Genomic DNA, 20369 nt, shown 5'->3' with positions numbered 1-20369 from the left:
CGGCCGGGATGGGGTGGCTATTTACGCGATTTTAGGTTAGTGCCGCCCCGAAGAAAAAACATTTTGCGTCTTCAGGGCCATTCTGACTGTCCTCTACGACGCCGAAAGCTGACTTACAAGGAAGTCTTATGGTCAAGGTCATCGCCTCTTCGGTCCGCAAGGGCAACGTTCTCGATGTCGACGGCAAGCTCTACGTCGTTCTCACGGCTCAGAATTTCCACCCGGGCAAGGGCACGCCGGTTACCCAGGTCGACATGCGCCGCATCGTTGACGGCGTGAAGGTTTCCGAGCGTTGGCGCACCACCGAGCAGGTCGAGCGCGCCTTCGTCGAAGATGTGAACTTCCAGTACCTTTATGAAGACGGCGAAGGCTTCCACTTCATGAACCCGGCCACCTATGATCAGGTCGTCGTCGACGTTGACACCATGGGCGACCAGAAGGCCTTCCTCCAGGAAGGCATGACCTGCATCCTGTCGATCCACGAAGGTATTCCGCTGGCGCTCGAACTGCCGCGCCACGTCACCCTCGAGATCGTTGAGACCGAACCGGTCGTGAAGGGCCAGACGGCATCCTCCTCATACAAGCCGGCGATCCTGTCGAATGGCATCCGCACTTTGGTTCCGCCGCATATCGATGCCGGCACCCGCGTCGTCATTGCAACGGAAGACAATTCCTACGTCGAGCGCGCCAAGAACTGATTGCATCAGTTTCCAGACATTCGGACRGCCTGAAGCAACCGCTTCGGGCCGTTTTCATTTGATCGGAAATACTCATTCGCTTCCGGCAGCGCCGATAGACAAAGACCGGCAAAAACGCCGGCCTCCTGCTCAGAGATGCGGGTTACGCGGCCGGTATTTCTTCACCAGCTTCTGATTGATTTCTGCAGCGCCCGGCATGTTGGCGCTGAGGTAAACAGGCGCATCGCCCGATTTCGAAAGCTCGGAGGCGACATCCGCAAAGATAGCATTGATGATGGTGACGCCCACAGCCGTCGATACCGGCCCGACCCGAAGGCCCGTGCCATCGAGATCAAGAACGGCATCACCCGGCGGCAGCCCATTATCCAGCACCACGTCGGCCACATCGGCAAGCCGCCGGCGCCCATTGGCGATCGCCGTCGAATAGGCGATCGAGGTGATGGCGATGACCTTGGCGCCAATTTCGCGTGCATAGTCGGCCGCCTCGATCGGCGCGGCATTCACGCCTGAATTGGAGGCGATGATGATGACATCGCCCGGCTGCATGCCGTAACGCTCCAGCATTGGCCGCACCAGGCCCTGTGTGCGCTCATAGACCGAGCTGATGACCGCACCCTCATGCAGCATGGCCGAGCCGACGAGAACGGGCACCGTAAAGGCAAGCCCGCCGGCACGGTAATGCACCTCTTCCGCCAGCATATGCGAATGGCCGGTGCCGAAGACATAGACACGCTTGTCGCCATGGGCAGCCTCAAGGATCGCGGCGGCGGCCTGCGCCATTGGTTCGGCCAGTGCCCGCTTCAACTCTTCCAGCCGGCCGATCAGATTGGAGAAATAGGCGTCCGTGATGTCACTCATCCGCCGCTCTCCTTCAAGCTGCTTCGCCGTTTAGCCAGGTCGCCGTCACTTCGATCGCATCGGTGAAATGCACGAGATCGGCGCGCGCGCCTGGCGAAAGGTGGCCGCGATCGGCAAGCCGAAGGAAACGCGCCGGATAGAGGGTCGCCATCCTGAGTGCCTCGGCAAGCGTCAGCTCCAGATAGGTGACGCCGTAGCGGATCGTTGAAGCCATGTCGACATCCGAGCCCGCTAGCGTGCCGTCCGAAAGGACCAGTTTCGAACAGAAGCCGCCCCTTTCGCGCCGCACGGTGCGGCCGTTCAGCGTGAACGTATCCATCTGCGAGCCGACCAGCGACATGGCGTCGGTCACAAAGAAAAGCTTGCCCTCGCCCCGCTTGGCACGCAGCGCCGTGCGCAGCGCCTTCGGATCGACATGATGGCCGTCGGCGATGATACCGCACCAGACCGCCGGATGATCGATCGCCGCACCAACGAGCCCCGGCGCGCGGTGCGCCAGCTGGCTCATGGCGTTAAAGAGATGCGTCACACCGCGAGCCCCGGCATCGAAGCGGGCTTCCGCCGCCTCACTGGTGCTGTCGGAATGGCCGATACTGACGATGACGCCCGCTTCGCTCAGTTCGCGCACCTGCGAAACTGCCACCTGTTCCGCCGCCATGGTGACGAGCAGCGTGCCGATCGCCTCGCGCGCGGCGATAAAGCCCTTGACGTCCTTGTCCTCGACCGGACGCATCAGCTCGGCGAGATGTGCACCCTTGCGCGCCGGCGCCAGATGCGGACCTTCCAGATGCAGGCCGGCAACACCACGGTTGGTCTTCACCGCAACTTTCGCCGCCTCGATCGCGGCGGTCGTCGCTTCTGCCGTATCGGTAATCAGCGTCGGCAGCAGCGCCGTCGTTCCATACGGCCGATGCCCGTCCGCGATCATGTACATCGAACCCGGCGACGGCTCGTCGTTCAGCATGCGGCCGCCACCGCCATTGACCTGCGCATCGATGAAACCGGCAGACAGCACGCCGCCTGCCAGTGTCACGACCTCGCCCTCGGGCAGATCATTCGGGCCGACGATCGTCTCGACGCGTCCGTCCTTGACGATCAGCGCCCGTTCGTCATGGAAACGTTCGCCATCGAAGATACGCGCGCCGGTGAAGATCTTGCGGGTCATCAGACGGTCTCCGTCACCTTGAGAAGGTTGGCCGGCTTGTCCGGATCGAAGCCCTTCCGACGGGTGACGGACTCGATCAGGCGATAGTAGACGAGCAGCGAAACCAGGGGATCGACGAGACCGTTGCCGGTCGTCGGAACCTGCAGATTGACGCCGGCGAGCGGCTTCGTCGAGAAGGGCACGGTGGTAGCGCCAAGCTTTTGCAGGCGCTCCAGTGCCTTTACATTGTTGTCGTAGGCGGCATCTTCAGGCACGAAACCGATGATCGGGAAGCCCGGCTGTACGAGGCGCATCGGGCCGTGCATCAGTTCCGCAAGAGAGAAGGCCTCGGCGTGAAGACCAGCTGTCTCCTTGGCCTTCAGGGCCGCCTCAAGAGCGATGGCGAAAGCCGTGCCGCGGCCGCCGGTATAAAGCGAGGCGGCATTGAACAGCACATCCTCGGCTGCCTTGGTTTCGATGCCGGACGTCGCGGAAAGAGCGGCCGGAAGCTTCTCGAGCGCCGCCTGCAGGTCGGCCTTGCCGCTGATCGCAGCCGTCACGCCAGCGAGGGCGGCAACAGACGCGATGAAGGATTTGGTCGCCGCAACGCTCTTTTCAGCACCGGCATTGAGGCCAAGAACGAGATCGGCCTGCTTGGCGAGCGGGCTGTCAGTGACGTTGACGACGGCAATCGTCGTCGCCCCGCCCTTCTTGGCCGCTTCCTGCAGCGCAACGATGTCAGGGCTCGCGCCCGACTGTGAAACGGTGAAATGGATGCCGCCCTTCAGATGCAGGGAGGCACCATAAACGGAAGCAATAGACGGCCCAATCGAGGCGACCGGCACGCCGCAGGTAATCTCGAACAGATATTTGAAGAAGGTCGCAGCATGGTCGGAAGAGCCGCGCGCCGCTGTCGTGACGACGCTCGGGCGGGCGGACGAGAACAGCCGAGCGATTTCTGCGAAGACCGGCTTTTCTTTTTCGAGCAGGGTAGCGACCACTTCAGGCGACTGGCCCGCCTCCTGCAGCATCAACGACTGGTTCTCACTCATAGGTCATCTCCAATTCTCAGTTCGGCGACGAAATCATAGGCGTCACCACGATAATGCGAGCGGGTGTATTCAACGACGCGCTGGTCTTCCAGGCGTGAAACGCGTTCGATCAGAAGCGCCGGCGCACCGGCCTTGACATCGAGGATAGCCGCCGATGAAGGATCGAGCGTGACGGCGGTCAGCCGCTGCATGGCGCGTACCGGCTTGTGGCCGCTCTGGGCGAGCGCATCATAGAGCGAGCCTTCTCCGCCGGCATCCTCGCCGAGAAACTTGACCGGCACGACCGCGCGTTCGATGGCGAGGGGCAGCCCGTCAGCCAGACGAAGGCGGTCGAGCCGCAGCACGGGCTCATCGACACCGAGGCCGAGCAGGAAGGATTCTTCGGGAGACGGATTGTTGATGGTACGCGACAGGATCTTCGCCGCCGGCGAGCGCCCGCGCGAGCGCATGTCCGCCGAGAAGGAGGAAAGCCGCCAGAGCGACTGCTCCATGCGCTCCACCTTGCTGGAAACGAAGGTGCCGCTGCCGTGGCGAGATTCCAGCGCACCCGATGTCATAAGATCGCGATAGGCTGTCCGAACCGTCACGCGGCCAAGCTTCAGGGCTTCCGCCAGATCGCGCTCGCCGGGCAGCGCGGTTCCGGGCTTCAGCAGACCTTCCTGAATGAGGCCCGTGAGCGCCTGCGCCAGCCGCTTGTAAAGCGGCCCCGTTGCCGCCTCATCGCGCAGCCCACGACCATTCAGTTCCGCTATCAGACTGGTTCTATCCATGGACGCATAATAGAACCTATTTAGAACCAATCGGCAAGTCGGATTCGCTTCACCAAAAAGAAAAACCCTCGCGGGACACCGCGAGGGTTTTCATTCATCCTGACAGGATGGGTGATCTCAGTTCTTCGTGAAGATGTAATCCGTTTCCTGCCGCAGCACCTCCCCTGGACGCAGAACCGCGTTCGGAAAATCCGCGTGATTGATGGCGTCGGGCCAGATCTGCGTTTCCAGGCAGAAGCCTGCGAATGGCGCATACTTGCGGCCACCGAGACCCGGCACCGGCACGCCTAGCTTGAAGCCGGCATAGAACTGTACGCCAGGCTCGGTCGTGCGCACTTCCAGCGAGACGCCGGAATGCAGGCTGCGGGCAAGTACGACGGAGCGCTTGGCCGTGCGCTCGCTCGAGAAGCAAAAATTATGATCGTAGAGCGCCTGCTCCTGACCGGCGAAACGCTTCATCGGCGCCATCGCGCGGAAATCGAACGCGGTGCCTTCGATAGAGCGGATCTCGCCGGTCGGTATCTGCTTCTCATTGGTCGGCAGATAGTGGTCGGCAGCGATCATGATGTCGTGCGCCAGCGCATCCTCCCGGCCATCGAGATTGAAATAGGAGTGCTGGCAGACATTGGCGATCGTCGGCTGGTCCGTCGTCGTCTCGTAGTTGACGGAAAGCTCGCCATTGCCATGCACGCGATAGGTCGCCTGGATCGTGCAGTTGCCGGGATAACCGGCGCGGCCATCGGGATCGACGATCTTCAGCACGACACGGTCGGTCTCGTGCTCGACGATCGTCCAAACGAGTGTACCGATATTGTTACTGCCGCCATGAAGATGCGTGACACCCTTCTCGTTCAGTTCGAGCTGGTAGTCCTTGCCGTCGAGCGTGAACTTGCCGTCGCCGATGCGGTTGGCACAGCGTCCCGGTGTCGCGCCGAAGAAAGGCGAATGCGCGAGGTAGCTGCCTAAATCCTCGAAGCCGAGCACCAGCGGGGCATTATGGCCCTCGAGGCTGATATCCTGGATTACTGCGCCCCAGCTCAATACCTTGACCGTCAGTCCGCCGCCGCGGATGACGACGCGATGGACGGTCTCCCCGTCCTTCGTCTGTCCGAAAACTTCCCGTTCCAACTTGTCCGTCATGATTGACGCTCACTCCATCCCTAGAATTCTGGAACCGGAACCTGCCCCCATTCGCCGCAAACCGCAACCGGGCAGGGCCGGAAAACAAAATACCGTCGCAGAAATGCGACGGCATCATTTCTAAACTGGACCGGTGACGCTCAGATGTCCGAGCCGATCTCTTCGATATCGTAGGGCGTTGTCTGGTAGATCTCATTGATCCAGTTGCCGAAAAGCAGATGCGCATGGCTGCGCCAGCGGTTCTGCGGCGCGAGCGCCGGATCGTTATGCGGGAAGTAGTTGTGCGGCATCTTGATCGGTACGCCAGCATTCACGTCGCGGAAATATTCGTCCGAAAGAGACGTGGAATCATATTCGACGTGATTGAAGATATAAAGCCGCCGACCCTTCGGCTCGTGGACGAGACACACGCCCATCTCGCTCGATTCCATTAGGATCTCGAGGCCGTCGACCTTCTCGATGTCGGCCCGGCGCACCTCGGTCCAGCGCGACACCGGAACCTCGAAATTATCAGAGAAACCGTTGAGATAAACGGAAGAGGGCTTGAGATTACGGTGGCGGTAAACGCCGAAGGCCTTTTCCTTCAGTTCATATTTCGGCACACCGTGGAAATGATAAATCCCCGCCATCGCACCCCAGCAGACATTCATGGTCGAATGGACGTTTGTCTGCGTCCAGTCGAAAATCTGCTGCATTTCCTTCCAATAGGTAACGTCCTCGTAAGGCAGCGTCTCGATCGGCGCGCCCGTGATGATGAAGCCGTCAAATTTACGGTGCTTCACTTCCTCCCAGGTCTGGTAGAAGGCGAGCAGATGTTCTTCAGAAGTGTTCTTGGCCTTGTGGTTGCCGACACGGATCAGCGAGAGTTCTACCTGCAGCGGCGAAGCGCCCACCAGGCGCGCCATCTGCACCTCGGTCTTGATCTTGTTCGGCATGAGGTTGAGCAGCCCGATGTGCAAGGGGCGGATATCCTGGCGGATCGCCACCGTTTCGGTCATCACCCGCACGCCCTCGTTCACGAGGGTTTCGAAGGCGGGCAGCGTATCGGGGATCTTGATGGGCATTGCGGTCAACTCGATCAAAATAAAAAACCGGCGGCGAAAGAATCGCTACCGGTCCGCACGCGGCCCTTTAGCGATTTATTTAACGTGGCTGCAAGCCGGCCGGCCAAATCACCACGAGTTATCTTAATTAGCGCCAGTCGCGCTGCGAATCAACTGTCAATAGAGACAGCTGCACAAGCCATCACGCTTTCTTTATGGGTGGTGGAATCTGTTGATGGACCAGTAACGCCCCCATGTTATTAATGGTGTGATGGGCGATTTTGGAAAAAATAATGAAAAATGACGTCAAAGGGGGGAAGGGCATCCAGAGTCAGGACCGGGTGGGGTATGATCTCAGCCTGACATATCGGCTTGGAGTGATGTTCTCCGCATTCTGGAATTCGCAGGTTCGCGGCAAGGTCGTGGGACTTGCGATCCTGCTTGTCGTCATCATCCTGATGACCGCCTATGGACAGGTGATCCTCAACGAATGGAACGCCCCTTTCTACGATTCCCTCGAGCGTCGTGATCTCGGCGAGTTCTTCCGCCAGCTCGAAGTCTTCGCGATGATCGCCGGTGCGCTGTTGCTGCTCAACGTGCTGCAGGCATGGCTGAACCAGATGACGGCCCTCTACATGCGCGAAGGCCTCTCACGCGATCTCGTCGATCAGTGGCTGGAGCGCAAGCGCGCCCTCAAGCTCTCCACCATCGGCATCCTCGGCGTTAACCCGGACCAGCGCCTTCACGAAGATTCCCGCAATCTTGCCGAAAGCACCACCAACCTTGCTCTCGGCCTCCTGCAATCGACCATTCTGCTCGTCAGCTTCATCGGCGTCTTGTGGGAGCTTTCGAGCGGCTTCATCTTCCATATCAGCGGCCACAGCTTCACCATCCCCGGCTACATGGTCTGGGCGGCGATCTTCTACGCCGCATCGGCCTCGCTATTGAGCCAGGTCGTTGGCCGCAAGCTCGTCAAGCTCAATGCCGACCGATTCTCGAAGGAAGCCGAACTGCGCTTTGCGCTGATGCATGCCAACGAGAATATGCCGGCGATAACAGTGGCGCGTGGCGAAGAGAACGAGCGCAAACGCATCAACGGCGATATCAGCAACGTCCTTACCGTCATCAAGCGGCTCGCCATGGCCAATACCAACCTGACTTGGGTCTCGGCGGGTTATGGCTGGCTGGTTATCGTTATCCCGATCATTGTTGCAGCCCCCGCCTATTTCTCCGGCGGCCTCACATTCGGTCAGCTGATGATGTCGGTCGGCGCCTTCAACCAGGTCAATACGGCGCTGCGCTGGTATGTCGCCAACTTCGGCCCGATTGCCGAATGGCGCGCCACGCTGATGCGCGTCACCGATTTCCGCCAGGCGCTTCAGGAGATGGATGATGACTTCGATTTGAAGGACGCAATCGTCTACGAGGAAACCGCGCCCGACAGGCTGACGCTGAAGGATATCGTCATCGTTGCCAAGCTTGGCGAGGATATCGACGATTGCGGCGGCTTCCAGATGCGCGAAACGGATGTGACGATCAGGGCCGGCGAAAAGGTCATGATCAACGGCGATCACAGCGTGAACCGCCGCCTGCTCTTCCAGGCCATGGCCGGCCTCTGGCCCTGCGGCAAAGGCACAATAGGCCTGCCGCCGATTGACGACATCCTGTTCATCCCCCAGGTTGCCTATGTGCCGGGTGGAACGCTGCGGGAGGCGATCGCATTCCCCCAAAAACCCGAAGCCTATGACACCGCGGCCATCGAAGCCGCGCTTGAGGCTGCCGGCTTGCATTCGCTGGTCGCCCGCCTCGATAGCCGCGCGCGCTGGGACAAACTTCTCGATGCCGATGAACAGAAGGCAATCGGCTTTGCCCGCCTGCTCCTCGTCAAGCCGCGCTGGGCCGTTTTCGACGAAGTGCTCGAAGGCATGGAGCCGGAATGGCAGCGCACTATGACGAAGCTGCTTACCACGATGCCGGACACCGGCATGATCTATATCGGCCGCTCGGAGACCTATCTGGAAGCGCTGCATCCGCGCATACTGCATCTGCTGGCGCTGCCTTCGAAACCCGATGAAGAACCGGCAGCATCCGTCGCAGGATCAAGCGCCGCGGCAGCTCCTGCCCCGGCGCTCTGATCAATTCCAATAGAAGAAATACAGCGGTTTGGCTGGAATTACTCCAGGAGAGCCTACATCGGCGGCATCACGCCGTTGATGCCGACGGCGACCTGCGCGGCCGAAATGCTGCCGTCGGCTGCCCTTTCCGCCATGACGATAACGCCGGCACCCGGCTTCAGATCATCTTTCGTTGCCGGCGCAAAGGTGACGATCGGCGTGCCCTCGGCAATCGAGATGGTCTTCTCCTTGCCCTGATAGGTGAGCGTGATCGTGTGGCCGTCGACAGCCTTGACCGCATTGCTGACGGTCGCATTGGTCATCGAGCTATTCGGCTGCACGTCCCACGGACGGCTGCCTTCGCCGGTGCCCTTCATCGCGGCCGGGAAGATCAGCACCTCGATCGCGCCATCGGGACCTGTGCCCTTCGGCAAGGAGGCGACACCAACGAAATCGCCGACCTTGATATCATCGACAGAAGCATTCCTGATACCCGAGACCTTCCAGCCGGACTTGAGCGCCACCGTCGCATCGCTGCCCTCGCGGGTCTTGACGGTTAGCGTGTCGCCGTTGAGACTCTCGATCGTGCCACGAACGCGCACGCGCTGGTTTTCCTGAGCAATCGCCGCCTGCGAAAGGCTAAGCACGACGAAGCCGCTGGCGGCAAGCGCCGTCAATATTCTGGTATTGGATTTGCAAGACATGTAACTCTTCCTTGTCGCCATTGATCGGCACGATCCCCAGCTGAGCGGCACTCTATGCCGCATGACGCGGCGCGGGCGAATCAAGGAAAAGTGAGGAAAGCGGACCCCGACAATCCGGTTCCAGACCCCGGAGTCCGCGAAAGACCTTTGAAAAGGCCGGCTCAACCGGCAGCAGACATGTCCATGTACATGATTTCCCAGACATGGCCGTCGAGGTCCTGGAAGCTGCATCCATACATCGGCCCCATATCGAGGATCGGCTTCCAGGGCTTGCCGCCCACTGCCAGCGCTTTCCTGAGGTAATCATCCACCTCGTCGCGGCTACCGGCCGAAAGGCAGGTCAGCACTTCCTTGCCCTTCGTCGTATCGGCGATATCGCCCTCGATGAACTGCTGGAAATGACCGTGGGTCAGCAGCATCACATAGATGTTTTCCTCGACAATCATGCAGGCAGCATCGTCGGTGGTAAAATTCGGATTGTAGGAAAAGCCGAGCGCCGAGAAGAATTCCTTCGACTTGACGAGGTCCTTGACCGGCAGGTTCACGAAAATCATGCGCATGAAAAATCTCCCTAATGACGTGGCGGCACCATGCCGTTGATCACGTTCGGCCCAAGGACGGAGAAAAACCACCCGATCCGACATTTCAGGAAATTTTTATCGGATCAGCCTTCCAGCTCCTCGCGCAGCATTTCGAGTTCCAGCCATTCCTCTTCCATCTTGATCAGGCTTTCGCGCAGTTTCTCCATCTCGGATGCCAGCCGGTTGAAGGTTGCCGGGTCCTTGGTGAAGAGGTTCGGATCGGCCATCTTCTCCTCACGCTTGCCGATCTCCGCCTCTGCCTTGGCCATTTCTTTCGGCAGGTTTTCGAGTGCGAATTTCTGCTTGTAGGAGAGCTTGGCCTTCGAGGCAGAGGGTGCAGCAGCAGCCGTCTCCTGCGCCTTAGGCTTTTCCGCCGCCTTCTCGGCCCTGCGGCGTTCCTCGGCTGCACCCTTGCGCTGTGCCAGCATGTCGGAATAGCCGCCGGCATATTCGATCCAGCGCCCGTCCGGCGCTTCTGGATTGGCCGGCGCAATCGTCGAGGTCACAGTCCGGTCGAGGAAGTCGCGATCGTGGCTAACGAGGATGACGGTGCCGGCAAAACCCGTGACGATCTCCTGCAAGAGGTCCAGCGTCTCGATGTCGAGATCGTTGGTCGGCTCGTCGAGGATGAGCAGGTTCGTCGGCCGCGACAGGATGCGCGCCAGCATCAGCCGGGCGCGTTCGCCGCCGGAGAGGTTCTTGATCGGCGTGCGCGCCTGCTCCGGCTGGAACAGGAATTCCTTCATGTAGCCGGTCACATGCCGCTGCTCGCCATTGACCAGCAGGTTCTCGCCACGCCCATCCGTCAGGTAGTTGGCAAGCGTATCGTCGAGGTTTAGATCCTCACGCTTCTGGTCGAGGGTCGCGATATCAAGATTGGTGCCGAGCTTCACCGTACCGCTGTCGGGCGCAAGCTGGCCGGTTAGCATCTTCAAAAGCGTCGTCTTGCCGGCACCGTTCGGGCCGACGAGACCGATGCAATCGCCGCGATGCACGCGGATCGAGAACGGCGCGACGATCGGCCGGTCGTCATAGCTCTTGGTGATCTTGTCGGCCTCGATCACTAGCTTGCCGGATTCCTGCGCATCGGAAGCGCTTGCCTGCACGGTTCCCTGCGGTCCTTTGTGGCCACGATACTGCGAACGCATCGTCTGCAGCTCCCCGAGCCGGCGCATGTTGCGCTTGCGTCGTGCCGTCACGCCATAGCGCAGCCAGTGTTCTTCCCGCTCGATCGCCTTGCCGAGCTTGTGCTGCTCCAGCTCCTCTGCCTCCAGCACCTGGTCCCGCCACGCCTCGAAAAACGCAAAGCCCTTGTCGAGCCGGCGAGACGTGCCGCGGTCGAGCCAGATGGTGGCCGTCGAGACCTTTTCGAGGAAGCGGCGGTCGTGCGAGATCAGCACCAGCGCACTGCGCGTCTTCTGCAATTCGCCTTCCAGCCACTCGATGGTCGGCAGGTCGAGATGGTTGGTTGGCTCGTCGAGCAGCAGGATGTCGGGCTCCGGCGCCAGTACGCGCGCAAGTGCTGCGCGGCGCGCTTCGCCGCCAGAAAGGTTCTTAGGATTTTCCTCGCCGGTCAGCCCGAGATGCGAGAGCAGGTAGCTGACACGATAGGGATCGTCGCCCGGCCCGAGACCGGCTTCGGCATAGGCCTGCACGGTCTGGAAGTCGGCAAAATCCGGCGCCTGCTCCAGATAGCGCACCGTTGACGCTGGATGGCGGAAGACCTCACCTGACTGCGCGTCGACCAGGCCGGCGGCGATCTTCAGAAGCGTCGATTTGCCCGAGCCGTTGCGGCCCACGAGACAGATCTTGTCGCCGGACTCCACCTGCAGGGCAGCCCCCGCCAGAAGCGGTGCACCGCCGAAGCTCAGGAAGATATCGTCGAGTTTCAGAATGGGAGGCGCCAAGTATCAGACTCCGGAAAGATCATAGGGCCGCGCGAGCACGATGGCCCTGCCGCTGGCAAGCGAGAAGCGCACGGGGCCTTCCGCCACATTGGAAATGGTGCGCGACGAGCCGAAGGGCAAATGGAAGTCGGCGAGCGGATAGCGGGCATTTTCGATGAACAGGCCGCGCAGCTCGCTGAAGCCTGGCACGGAGAACAGGCTGCCCGGCGGAAGATCGATCTCCAGCGAGCCAGGAAGCAAAGGCACGGCCTCCTCACTGCCCGAGGTCAGCAGCATGTCGAAGCCTTCCTCCGCCAACTCCACGGCGTAGAGCAGATGCTGCAAGGCGTGGTCGGACCGTTCACCGCCCAACGCACCCGCAAGGATCAGGCGTTTGGCACCACGTTCGATCGCCTCGGAAACGGCAATTTCACCATCCGTCGCAGCCTTTGCGGCTGGATAGGGCTGGCGTGGCACATCGGGAAAAGCGCCGTCGAGATCGGGCGGCGTGGAATCGAAATCGCCAACCCACAGTTCCGGCACAACGCCCAGGGCCGCCGCATGGCGCATGCCGCCGTCGGCCGCAATAAACCGGCTTTCCCGCACGGCGTCGCGCAGACGATCCGTCAGGCTGAGTGCCCCGCCGAGCAGGATGGTGAAGGTGGATTGGCTCATGGGCATTGCCCATAGCGCAAACGGGGGGTGAAGGGGAAGAGGCGCCGCAGATCCGGTGCCTTTCCCTCAAAGCAATTCCCGCAAAAGCGTGCAGCCGTTTTGCGGGAATTGCGTAATCAAATGCTCTAGAAGCGATAGGTGACACCGGCGCCGATCAGCCAGGGATCCAGTTTCGCCTTGCCGCTGACATCGGCACCGCCGACGGTCGCATCGAAATCCGGACGCAGGAAGATTTTCTTCACATCCAGGTTCGCACCCCAATGCTCATCGAACATGTAGTCGAAACCGGCCTGCAGCGCGACGCCGAATGTGTTCTTCACATCGAGGCTGTCGGCACTCTTGCCGGACTGGTTGTAGAAGACAGTGTAGTTCACACCGGCACCGAGATAGGGCTGGAAGGCACCGAAATCGGTGAAATGATACTGCAGCGTCAGCGTCGGCGGCAGCAGCCACGTCTTGCCGATTTCCCCGAGGCCGGCAATCGAGCCTTCGCCATGCACATTGGCATAGGTCGTGCCGAGAACGAGCTCCGCAGAAATATTGTCGGTGAAGAAATAGGAGATATCCACTTCCGGAATCACCGTGTCCGAATAGGACAGATCGGATCCGGGAATGCCATCGACTGAGCCGTTGTCGCGCGTGATCACGCCAAGCGCACGAAGACGTACCTGCCATGGGCTTTGCGTGGCCATTGGCGAGCCCGCCGAAGGCGCCAGATCGGCAGAAAGCGCCGCATGCCCGAAGGATGCGAAAACGATAGCGGCAAAAATACCCCTCAGCCGAAGCGGATGATGTTTCATGTGAATCTCTCCTGATTTCGTCGATCGAGGAGAGACTTAGGCTTGCCTTGGATGGGTCGGCTTGAGCGAGATCAAACGCTCGGACTATTTTCTTAGCCCGGTGTATCCTTGTCGCGGGAAAGGAAGATCGCCTCGTAGCCGCCGATGAATTTCTCGAACAGCAGCGAGAAAGTGTCGATCTCCTCCTGTGGCCAGTCCCCCACAACCTCGGAAACGAAGGCGAGCTTCTGGGCCCGGATTTCCGCCAGCAGATCCTTCCCGAGCGGAGTCATGACGACGACGATACGTCGCGCATCCGCCTGCGAAGCCTCACGGCGCAGGACGTTGCGGCCCACCATATCGGACACGACGCGGCTTGCCCTCGAAGGGTCGATGCGTAGCATCTCGGCAATGGCGCCGACCGTCACCTCGCCATTTTCCTGTGCGCGACGCACGGCATCGAGTACGTCGAGATGAGATAGTTCCAGGTCCGGCGCCACACTCTGGATCGCCAGGCGGCCGATCAGCCGGCGTCCCGTCATCATTCGCATGCGCGTCATGGTGCGGCCGATGCGCGGCACACTGTCCAAAGGATCATCAAGCTCGGTCGTTTTTGTCTTGGTCAAGGTCTCGTTCATGACGGAATCATAACAGACCGGGGTTGAAAATAAAATATGCCAATGTCAATAATATGCCGTTGACAAATATATGACATTAGCACATAATATATCCATATAACGAGAATGGCCCATCCCATGGATATGCAACTTGCCCCCGCCCCGCTCGTAACGGATCCCCGTCGGCGGCTCATCCTCTTCTTCTTCCTGATGACCGCCATGTTCATGGCGACGCTGGATAACCAGATCGTCTCCACCGCACTGCCGACCATCGTCGGCGAGTTCGGTCATCTGGACCGCTTCGGCTGGATCGGTTCGGCCTATCTACTGGCGCTCAGCGCCGTGATGCCGCTCTATGGCAAGCTCGGCGATCTCTTCGGACGCAAATATGTGATGATGACGGCGATCGCGATCTTCACGGTTGGCTCCGCCGTCTGCGGTCTCGCCGTCTCGATGAACACGCTGATTGCCGCCCGCGTGCTGCAGGGCTTCGGCGGCGGTGGCATCATGGTTTCGATCTTCGCCGTCAATGCCGACCTCTTCGAGCCGCGCGAACGCGCCCGCTACCAGAGCTATTCCAGCCTCGTACTGATGGCCTCCGGCGCCATCGGCCCGGTCCTCGGCGGCACAATGAGCGATCTCTTCGGCTGGCGCTCGATCTTCCTCGTCAATGTGCCGATCGGCTTCATCGTGCTTACCGGCCTCGCCTTCATGCTGCCCTACCGCAAGCCTCATCGCCGGCCGAAGATCGATTATGCCGGCGCACTCCTGCTGGCGCTGACGACAACCAGCATCGTGCTTGCGACCGATAGCAGCGAGCTTTTCGGTGCGTTGATCTCTCCGCAGAGCATCGGCATCGTCGCCTTCGGTGTCGTTTGCGCCATCACCTGGGTTTTCGTCGAACGTCGCGCGCCGGAGCCGATCGTGCCGCTGCCGCTTTTCCGCAATTCCACCTTCAGCCTGCTACTGGTAATCTCGATCATGGGCGGCGCAATCGCCATCGGCATGGTCAACTACCTCGCGCTGTTCCTGCAGACGACGACAGGCCTTTCGCCGTCGGGCGCCGGTCTGCTCTTCATTCTGCTGACAGGCGGTCTCGTCTGCGGCTCCCTGAATGCCGGCCGCATCATTTCGAGGACCGGCCGCTACAAGCCCTTCGCCATCGCCAGCCTCACCTGCAGCGCCATCGCTTTTGCACTGATCTCGCAGGTTCATGCCGGCACACCGATTGCCTTCATCGGCGCGATCATGCTGCTGCACGGCATCGGTATTGGCCTTGCCCAGCAGGTTCCGGTCATCGGCGTTCAGAATGCCGCACCCGCCCGCGATGTGGGTGCCGCAACCGGCTCGGTCACGCTGTCGCGTATGGGTGGCGCCTCGATTGCCATCTCCATCTACGGTGCAATCATTGCATCGCAGCTCGGCAGGCTCGGCTCCTCCATCCCGGGTGTGGCCAATATCGAGGAGCTGACGCCGAAAATGATGGCAGCACTTCCCGAAGCCAGCCGTCAGGCGGTGGCTAATGCTTATGCCTCCGCCTTCTCGCCGCTGTTCATGACCTCCTGCGGCATCGCTTTGATCGGTCTGATCGCCGCCATTATGCTGAAGCCGGTGCAGCTCCCCCGCGCCGGCGAACAGAAGACCAGCCAGACCACCGCCGCCGCCGCCGAAGCCGCGGAGTAAGCACAGAGCGCGCGGCCTCCGCGCCTCTTCAATTTAGTCGGCTCGAAAACACCACCATTAATTGTATTATTCGCGCGAATGTTACGCGTGCCCGCATCGGTCGCCGTACTGACCGATTTTTTCCGCAGTGCAGCCGGAATCTGCTCTCGCGATGGAACTTTCGCCATAATTTCATCGGAGCGAGAAGTGCCTCGACAGGCGGGGCATTGCCGAAATGCAACGGCGCCACATTTAGATAGAGTCTCGCTATGCAACCCACGCGGAAATCGGCTACAGCAAAGACTTGGATCGGCCGATTGTGCAGCGCGAGAACCGAGGCGGAAGCCTATTGAATTTTCCTGGCAACGGCCGGCCCGAAGATGCGGCAGACCGGCGACTTAAAATGGTGCGGAGAGACAGACTGGACAGTATGACGACGTGGAAATCGCCCGCGCTTTCCAGTGATGCCTTTTTTGCGCCGCGCCGTTGGGCGCGCCGTTTCCTGCTGCTGTCGGCCTGCGCCGTCGCGCTGAACGGCTGCGAGTCGTTGATCCAACAATCCTATCAGCCGACCGTCGGCCCTTCGTCTAATCCGCAAATCGTCGACGAAGTGCAGAAGAACGACCCTCGCGCCGCCATGGGCGCCCGCGAGCATCCGCGCATCGTTGCGAGTTATGGCGGCGAGTATAAGGACGCCAGGACCGAGCGCCTCGTCGCGCGTATCGCCGGCGCACTGACGGCCGTCTCGGAGAATCCGAGCCAGTCCTACCGCATCACCATCCTGAACTCGCCCGCTATCAACGCCTTCGCGCTGCCGGGCGGTTATCTCTATGTCACCCGCGGCCTGTTGGCGCTTGCCAACGATGCCTCGGAAGTCGCGGCCGTGCTGTCACACGAGATGGGCCACGTCACCGCAAACCATGGCATCGAGCGGCAGAAGCGTGAAGAGGCGGAAGTCATTGCCAGCCGTGTCGTCGCCGAAGTGCTGTCGAGCGATATAGCCGGCAAACAGGCGCTTGCCCGCGGCAAGCTGCGTCTTGCCGCCTTCTCTCGTCAGCAGGAACTGCAGGCCGACGTCATCGGCGTACGCATGCTCGGTGAAGCCGGTTATGATCCTTATGCCGCAGCCCGTTTCCTCGACTCCATGGCCGCTTACAGCCGCTTCATGTCGGTCGATCCCGAGGCCGACCAGAGCCTGGACTTCCTGTCGAGCCATCCGAATTCCGCCCAGCGCATCGAGCTTGCCCGCACCCACGCTCGCGCCTTCGGCCAGGAAGGCTCCGTCGGCGATAAAGGCCGTGACTACTATCTCGATGGCATCGACGGCCTTCTCTACGGGGACAGTCCGGAAGAGGGCTATGTGCGCGGCCAGACCTTCCTGCACGGCGGCCTCGGCATCCGCTTCGACGTGCCGCCTGACTTCAGCATCGACAACAAGGTCGAGGCCGTCATGGCAACCGGCCCGAACGATATCGCCATCCGCTTTGACGGCGTGGCCGACAACCAGAACCAGAGCCTGACGAATTACATTTCCAGCGGCTGGGTTACCGGCCTCGATCCGTCGACCATCCAGCCGATCAACGTCAATGGCATGGAGGCTGCGACCGCGCGCGCCACTGCCGACCGTTGGGACTTCGATGTCACGGTCATCAGAAACAACAATCAGATCTTCCGCTTTCTGACGGCGGTGCCGAAAGGCAGCCCGTCGCTGGAGCCGACGGCAGACGTTCTGCGCGCAAGCTTCCGCCGTATGACGCCGGACGAAGCCGCTTCGCTGAAGCCGCTTCGCGTGCGGGTGGTCACAGTCCGCCCTGGCGAGAACATCACCACGCTCGCTTCCCGCATGATGGGTACCGATCGCAAGCTCGATCTCTTCAAACTGATCAACGCCCTGCCGACGGGCGCTGCCGTTTCTCCCGGCGACCGCGTGAAGATTATCTCCGAATAAAAGAAGGCCCGGCTTGTGCCGGGCCAGTCTGTGCTGCTGGGGAGTAATTCCTGTCAGGCATAGGCTGCCATGTGCGGATCGGCGCTGACGAGCGCCGTACGAAGCTTTTCCATCGCCCGGCTTTCGATCTGGCGCACGCGCTCTTTGGAAATGCCGAGGTCAGCGCCGAGCTCTTCGAGTGTCGCCCCGTCTTCGGCAAGCCGGCGCGCGCTGATGATCTTCATTTCACGCTCGTTGAGATGCTTGAGGGCAGAGGCAAGCCAGACACGACGGCGTTCGCCGTCGATCATGTTTGAGACCTGCTCATCCGGCAGAGGTTCGTCGCTGACGAGGAAATCCATCTTTTCTGCACTGTCGGCATCACCCGAAACGGAAGGCGCCTGCAACGAGGCGTCGTTGCCGGAAAGGCGCGCATCCATGGTCTGCACGTCAGCAAGGCTGACACCGAGGGCAGCCGCGATTTTCTGATGAATGGATTGCAGTGTCAGCTGCGTATCGCCCTTGGCCAGCTTGGCGCGCAGGCGCCGCAGATTGAAGAAAAGTGCCTTCTGCGCCGAACTCGTACCGCCGCGCACGATCGACCAATTGCGCAGGATATAGTCCTGGATCGAGGCGCGGATCCACCAGCTTGCATACGTGGAAAAGCGCACATCGCGCGCCGGTTCGAACCGGGCCGCGGCCTCCAGAAGCCCGACATAACCTTCCTGTACGAGATCGCTCATCGGCAGGCCGAAATTGCGGAACTTGCCTGCCATGGAAATGACGAGGCGCATATGCGCCATGGCGATTTGGTTGCGGGCGCCGCGGTCTTCATGATCTTTCCAACGAATGGCCAGGTTATGCTCTTCCTCACGGGCAAGATAGGGAGCCGCCATTGCTATTTTGATCATGCGCCGATCTGCAGACATGTTCTTCATATCGCTCTCCTAAATGGGCCACGTGCCTAAAAATGAACAAGCAAACATCGTTTCCGGAACATCGCTGCGCCGGAGCAAACTAGGGTCTTGAATGCATAAAGGCCTCCTCCTGGACTTTTCAGGAGGAGGCCCTATCTCTCGTCATGTGCCGCCAAGACGGCAGGATTGGATCTGTTTCTTGAGATTGCCGGAAAGGCAAATTCTGGAAATCATGATCCTCTCCTCATCGAACATTGACAGCTTCGGCGGAAGTCAAACCGAGCTTTATGGGCTCCGGTCATGTCCGCACTACTGTGTATGAACGTCGTAGCGGCGAAAAAGTTCCAATAAAAAACCCGGCACCAAGGCCGGGTTTTTTCATCAGCAAAAACAATGCGCTATTAAGCGGCTTCGTCCTGCGAGTCGTCTTCTTCGATTACCTTGCCACGCTTCGGACCCTTGTTGAGATTGGTCTCGACGAGGCGAACTGCTTCGGTTTCAGACATTTTGTTGACGGCAGCGATTTCGCGAGCCATGCGGTCAAGAGCAGCCTCATAGAGCTGACGCTCGGAATAGGACTGTTCCGGCTGGTTCTCGGCACGATAAAGATCGCGAACGACCTCTGCGATGGAAATCAGGTCGCCGGAATTGATCTTGGCATCATATTCCTGAGCGCGACGGGACCACATGGTGCGCTTGACGCGAGCCTTGCCCTGCACGACCTTGAGGGCGCGCTCGACGAAATCGGTCTCGGAAAGCTTACGCATGCCAATGCTCATGGCCTTCGCGACCGGAACCTTCAGCCGCATCTTGTCCTTTTCGAAATCGATGACGAAAAGTTCAAGCTTCATGCCGGCGACTTCTTGCTCTTCGATAGCCGTGATGGTACCGACGCCATGTGCGGGGTACACGATCGATTCACCAGTCTTGAAGCCGTGACGTGCGGTAGAAGGTTTTTTCTGCTGGGTGGTCATTCTAATCAAAAACTCCCTGTTACGCTACCGGCGGCGGCCGGAGCCGGGTCAGTCAGGCCCGGATGAGACGGTTAAATCCGTCGGGTGACTTCACTCTGGTTCCACCAGACAGAAGCAAAAGGTATCCTTGCGCGCGATCTTGGGATCCGACAGCTCAAGTTATTGATATGTCACGGAAACCGCGTACGGATTTGTTTTACTTTCGTGATGGTTTTGGGCATGCGTCATGCCACAAATGGAACAGTGTGGTGAACGTATCACAAAAATATGAGGAAATCAATAATTTGCTTAACGTGAGTCATGTGGGCAACACATAGCCCCCATGTGACTCACGCGTAATTTGAAACGTTTAACCTGCCGCTGAACCCGGTTTCATCGGCACCGCACGTCGAAATTTTCAGTCGCCGCTACCGGGCTTTTCCGAGAAGTATTTCTCGAATTTTCCGGTCTCGCCGTCCATCTCCTTGGCCTCGGCCATCGGCTCTTTCTTGACCGTGATATTCGGCCAGATGCTCGCATATTCAGCGTTAATCTTCAGCCACTTGTCGAGACCCGGTTCGGTATCGGGCTTAATCGCCTCGGCCGGACATTCCGGCTCGCAAACACCGCAGTCGATGCACTCATCGGGATGGATGACGAGGAAATTCTCGCCCTCGTAGAAACAGTCGACGGGGCAGACTTCAACACAGTCGGTATATTTGCAGCGAATGCAATTGTCGGTCACGACATAGGTCATGAAGAACTCCAGGATTTCCACGCGGGCGGGGCCGGGCAACCTGGAACGTCGCGCCTGTCCCCTAAGCCGGAGAGAAAGCGTGGACAGGCTTG

The 20369-nt window shown here is 60.0% G+C and carries 19 protein-coding genes and 1 riboswitch; of the genes, 4 read left to right on the top strand and 15 right to left on the bottom strand.

Going from position 1 to position 20369, the window contains the following annotated elements; translation table 11 throughout:
* Nucleotides 1-128 precede the first annotated feature (128 nt).
* On the top strand, nucleotides 129-698 hold the full coding sequence (efp, locus tag AC1DTN_RS08050; protein WP_037101953.1) for an elongation factor P: 570 nt from the start codon (nucleotides 129-131) through the stop codon (nucleotides 696-698).
* A 129-nt stretch (nucleotides 699-827) separates the two neighbouring features.
* Here the strand turns inward: efp and AC1DTN_RS08045 are convergent, their stop codons facing one another.
* The 6 genes from AC1DTN_RS08045 to metA form a co-directional block, all read right to left on the bottom strand.
* Nucleotides 828-1556 carry an SIS domain-containing protein gene (locus tag AC1DTN_RS08045; RefSeq protein ID WP_477920333.1) on the bottom strand — a complete coding sequence of 243 codons (729 nt, stop codon included), beginning with the start codon at nucleotides 1554-1556 and terminating at the stop codon, nucleotides 828-830.
* Nucleotides 1557-1569: 13 nt separating this feature from the next.
* Nucleotides 1570-2721, bottom strand: coding sequence for an N-acetylglucosamine-6-phosphate deacetylase (gene nagA, locus AC1DTN_RS08040; RefSeq protein WP_477920332.1), 1152 nt, complete (start codon nucleotides 2719-2721; stop codon nucleotides 1570-1572).
* Nucleotides 2721-3752 (bottom strand): SIS domain-containing protein, encoded by a 1032-nt coding sequence (locus AC1DTN_RS08035; RefSeq protein ID WP_310385192.1) that lies wholly within the window; start codon nucleotides 3750-3752, stop codon nucleotides 2721-2723. The genes nagA and AC1DTN_RS08035 overlap by 1 nt, the downstream gene beginning before the upstream one ends.
* Nucleotides 3749-4522: a GntR family transcriptional regulator gene (locus AC1DTN_RS08030; protein ID WP_310385194.1), complete on the bottom strand. Its 774-nt coding sequence runs from the start codon at nucleotides 4520-4522 to the stop codon at nucleotides 3749-3751. Before AC1DTN_RS08030 ends, AC1DTN_RS08035 begins: the two co-directional genes overlap by 4 nt.
* A gap of 117 nt (nucleotides 4523-4639) precedes the next feature.
* Entirely contained in the window at nucleotides 4640-5662 is a 1023-nt protein-coding gene (locus AC1DTN_RS08025; RefSeq protein WP_477920331.1) for an aldose epimerase family protein, read from the bottom strand.
* 140 nt (nucleotides 5663-5802) lie between these two features.
* On the bottom strand, nucleotides 5803-6726 hold the full coding sequence (gene metA / locus AC1DTN_RS08020; protein WP_310385199.1) for a homoserine O-acetyltransferase MetA: 924 nt from the start codon (nucleotides 6724-6726) through the stop codon (nucleotides 5803-5805).
* Nucleotides 6727-6773: 47 nt separating this feature from the next.
* A riboswitch (SAM riboswitch) is annotated at nucleotides 6774-6851 on the bottom strand.
* Between the two features lie 147 nt (nucleotides 6852-6998).
* Between metA and AC1DTN_RS08015 the strand changes: the two genes are divergently transcribed.
* Nucleotides 6999-8840 carry an ABC transporter ATP-binding protein/permease gene (locus tag AC1DTN_RS08015; protein ID WP_477920330.1) on the top strand — a complete coding sequence of 614 codons (1842 nt, stop codon included), beginning with the start codon at nucleotides 6999-7001 and terminating at the stop codon, nucleotides 8838-8840.
* A gap of 53 nt (nucleotides 8841-8893) precedes the next feature.
* Here AC1DTN_RS08015 and AC1DTN_RS08010 read toward each other — a convergent pair whose 3' ends face one another.
* The 6 genes from AC1DTN_RS08010 to AC1DTN_RS07985 form a co-directional block, all read right to left on the bottom strand.
* Nucleotides 8894-9523 (bottom strand): hypothetical protein, encoded by a 630-nt coding sequence (locus AC1DTN_RS08010; RefSeq protein ID WP_477920329.1) that lies wholly within the window; start codon nucleotides 9521-9523, stop codon nucleotides 8894-8896.
* A gap of 161 nt (nucleotides 9524-9684) precedes the next feature.
* A complete protein-coding gene (locus AC1DTN_RS08005) occupies nucleotides 9685-10083 on the bottom strand; it encodes a VOC family protein (RefSeq protein ID WP_477920327.1) in 399 nt (132 codons plus the stop codon).
* 104 nt (nucleotides 10084-10187) lie between these two features.
* Nucleotides 10188-12011 carry an ABC-F family ATP-binding cassette domain-containing protein gene (locus AC1DTN_RS08000; protein WP_477920326.1) on the bottom strand — a complete coding sequence of 608 codons (1824 nt, stop codon included), beginning with the start codon at nucleotides 12009-12011 and terminating at the stop codon, nucleotides 10188-10190.
* Between the two features lie 3 nt (nucleotides 12012-12014).
* On the bottom strand, nucleotides 12015-12665 hold the full coding sequence (locus tag AC1DTN_RS07995; RefSeq protein WP_477920325.1) for a thiamine diphosphokinase: 651 nt from the start codon (nucleotides 12663-12665) through the stop codon (nucleotides 12015-12017).
* A gap of 125 nt (nucleotides 12666-12790) precedes the next feature.
* Nucleotides 12791-13465: an OmpW/AlkL family protein gene (locus AC1DTN_RS07990; RefSeq protein ID WP_477920324.1), complete on the bottom strand. Its 675-nt coding sequence runs from the start codon at nucleotides 13463-13465 to the stop codon at nucleotides 12791-12793.
* Between the two features lie 92 nt (nucleotides 13466-13557).
* A complete protein-coding gene (locus tag AC1DTN_RS07985) occupies nucleotides 13558-14082 on the bottom strand; it encodes a MarR family winged helix-turn-helix transcriptional regulator (RefSeq protein ID WP_477920323.1) in 525 nt (174 codons plus the stop codon).
* 117 nt (nucleotides 14083-14199) lie between these two features.
* On the opposite strand from AC1DTN_RS07985, the gene AC1DTN_RS07980 reads away from it, so the two are divergent.
* The gene (locus AC1DTN_RS07980; RefSeq protein ID WP_477920322.1) at nucleotides 14200-15744 is read left to right on the top strand and encodes an MDR family MFS transporter; all 1545 of its coding nucleotides are present in this window, start codon (nucleotides 14200-14202) and stop codon (nucleotides 15742-15744) included.
* A gap of 382 nt (nucleotides 15745-16126) precedes the next feature.
* Nucleotides 16127-17671 carry a M48 family metalloprotease gene (locus AC1DTN_RS07975; RefSeq protein WP_477920321.1) on the top strand — a complete coding sequence of 515 codons (1545 nt, stop codon included), beginning with the start codon at nucleotides 16127-16129 and terminating at the stop codon, nucleotides 17669-17671.
* A gap of 53 nt (nucleotides 17672-17724) precedes the next feature.
* Here AC1DTN_RS07975 and AC1DTN_RS07970 read toward each other — a convergent pair whose 3' ends face one another.
* The 3 genes from AC1DTN_RS07970 to fdxA all read right to left on the bottom strand — a co-directional run bounded on the left by AC1DTN_RS07970 (nucleotide 17725) and on the right by fdxA (nucleotide 20277).
* Entirely contained in the window at nucleotides 17725-18588 is an 864-nt protein-coding gene (locus tag AC1DTN_RS07970) for an RNA polymerase factor sigma-32 (RefSeq protein ID WP_477920320.1), read from the bottom strand.
* Between the two features lie 380 nt (nucleotides 18589-18968).
* Complete coding sequence (locus tag AC1DTN_RS07965) at nucleotides 18969-19541, bottom strand: CarD family transcriptional regulator (RefSeq protein WP_007825443.1); 573 nt, start codon at nucleotides 19539-19541, stop codon at nucleotides 18969-18971.
* A 397-nt stretch (nucleotides 19542-19938) separates the two neighbouring features.
* On the bottom strand, nucleotides 19939-20277 hold the full coding sequence (gene fdxA / locus AC1DTN_RS07960; protein ID WP_007825445.1) for a ferredoxin FdxA: 339 nt from the start codon (nucleotides 20275-20277) through the stop codon (nucleotides 19939-19941).
* Nucleotides 20278-20369 lie beyond the last annotated feature (92 nt).

The organism is Rhizobium sp. 01T444, from assembly GCF_056398305.1.
The sequence above is the reverse complement of the archived record's forward strand: the minus strand, read 5'-3'. Positions and strand labels throughout refer to the sequence as shown.

Coding starts and splice junctions, on each gene's coding strand:
- efp (WP_037101953.1), top strand. CDS start 129: ATGGTCAAGGTCATCGCCTCTTCGGTCCGCAAGGGCAACGTTCTCGAT.
- AC1DTN_RS08045 (WP_477920333.1), bottom strand. CDS start 1,556: ATGAGTGACATCACGGACGCCTATTTCTCCAATCTGATCGGCCGGCTG.
- nagA (WP_477920332.1), bottom strand. CDS start 2,721: ATGACCCGCAAGATCTTCACCGGCGCGCGTATCTTCGATGGCGAACGT.
- AC1DTN_RS08035 (WP_310385192.1), bottom strand. CDS start 3,752: ATGAGTGAGAACCAGTCGTTGATGCTGCAGGAGGCGGGCCAGTCGCCT.
- AC1DTN_RS08030 (WP_310385194.1), bottom strand. CDS start 4,522: ATGGATAGAACCAGTCTGATAGCGGAACTGAATGGTCGTGGGCTGCGC.
- AC1DTN_RS08025 (WP_477920331.1), bottom strand. CDS start 5,662: ATGACGGACAAGTTGGAACGGGAAGTTTTCGGACAGACGAAGGACGGG.
- metA (WP_310385199.1), bottom strand. CDS start 6,726: ATGCCCATCAAGATCCCCGATACGCTGCCCGCCTTCGAAACCCTCGTG.
- AC1DTN_RS08015 (WP_477920330.1), top strand. CDS start 6,999: ATGAAAAATGACGTCAAAGGGGGGAAGGGCATCCAGAGTCAGGACCGG.
- AC1DTN_RS08010 (WP_477920329.1), bottom strand. CDS start 9,523: ATGTCTTGCAAATCCAATACCAGAATATTGACGGCGCTTGCCGCCAGC.
- AC1DTN_RS08005 (WP_477920327.1), bottom strand. CDS start 10,083: ATGCGCATGATTTTCGTGAACCTGCCGGTCAAGGACCTCGTCAAGTCG.
- AC1DTN_RS07995 (WP_477920325.1), bottom strand. CDS start 12,665: ATGAGCCAATCCACCTTCACCATCCTGCTCGGCGGGGCACTCAGCCTG.
- AC1DTN_RS07990 (WP_477920324.1), bottom strand. CDS start 13,465: ATGAAACATCATCCGCTTCGGCTGAGGGGTATTTTTGCCGCTATCGTT.
- AC1DTN_RS07985 (WP_477920323.1), bottom strand. CDS start 14,082: ATGAACGAGACCTTGACCAAGACAAAAACGACCGAGCTTGATGATCCT.
- AC1DTN_RS07980 (WP_477920322.1), top strand. CDS start 14,200: ATGGATATGCAACTTGCCCCCGCCCCGCTCGTAACGGATCCCCGTCGG.
- AC1DTN_RS07975 (WP_477920321.1), top strand. CDS start 16,127: ATGGTGCGGAGAGACAGACTGGACAGTATGACGACGTGGAAATCGCCC.
- AC1DTN_RS07970 (WP_477920320.1), bottom strand. CDS start 18,588: ATGAAGAACATGTCTGCAGATCGGCGCATGATCAAAATAGCAATGGCG.
- AC1DTN_RS07965 (WP_007825443.1), bottom strand. CDS start 19,541: ATGACCACCCAGCAGAAAAAACCTTCTACCGCACGTCACGGCTTCAAG.
- fdxA (WP_007825445.1), bottom strand. CDS start 20,277: ATGACCTATGTCGTGACCGACAATTGCATTCGCTGCAAATATACCGAC.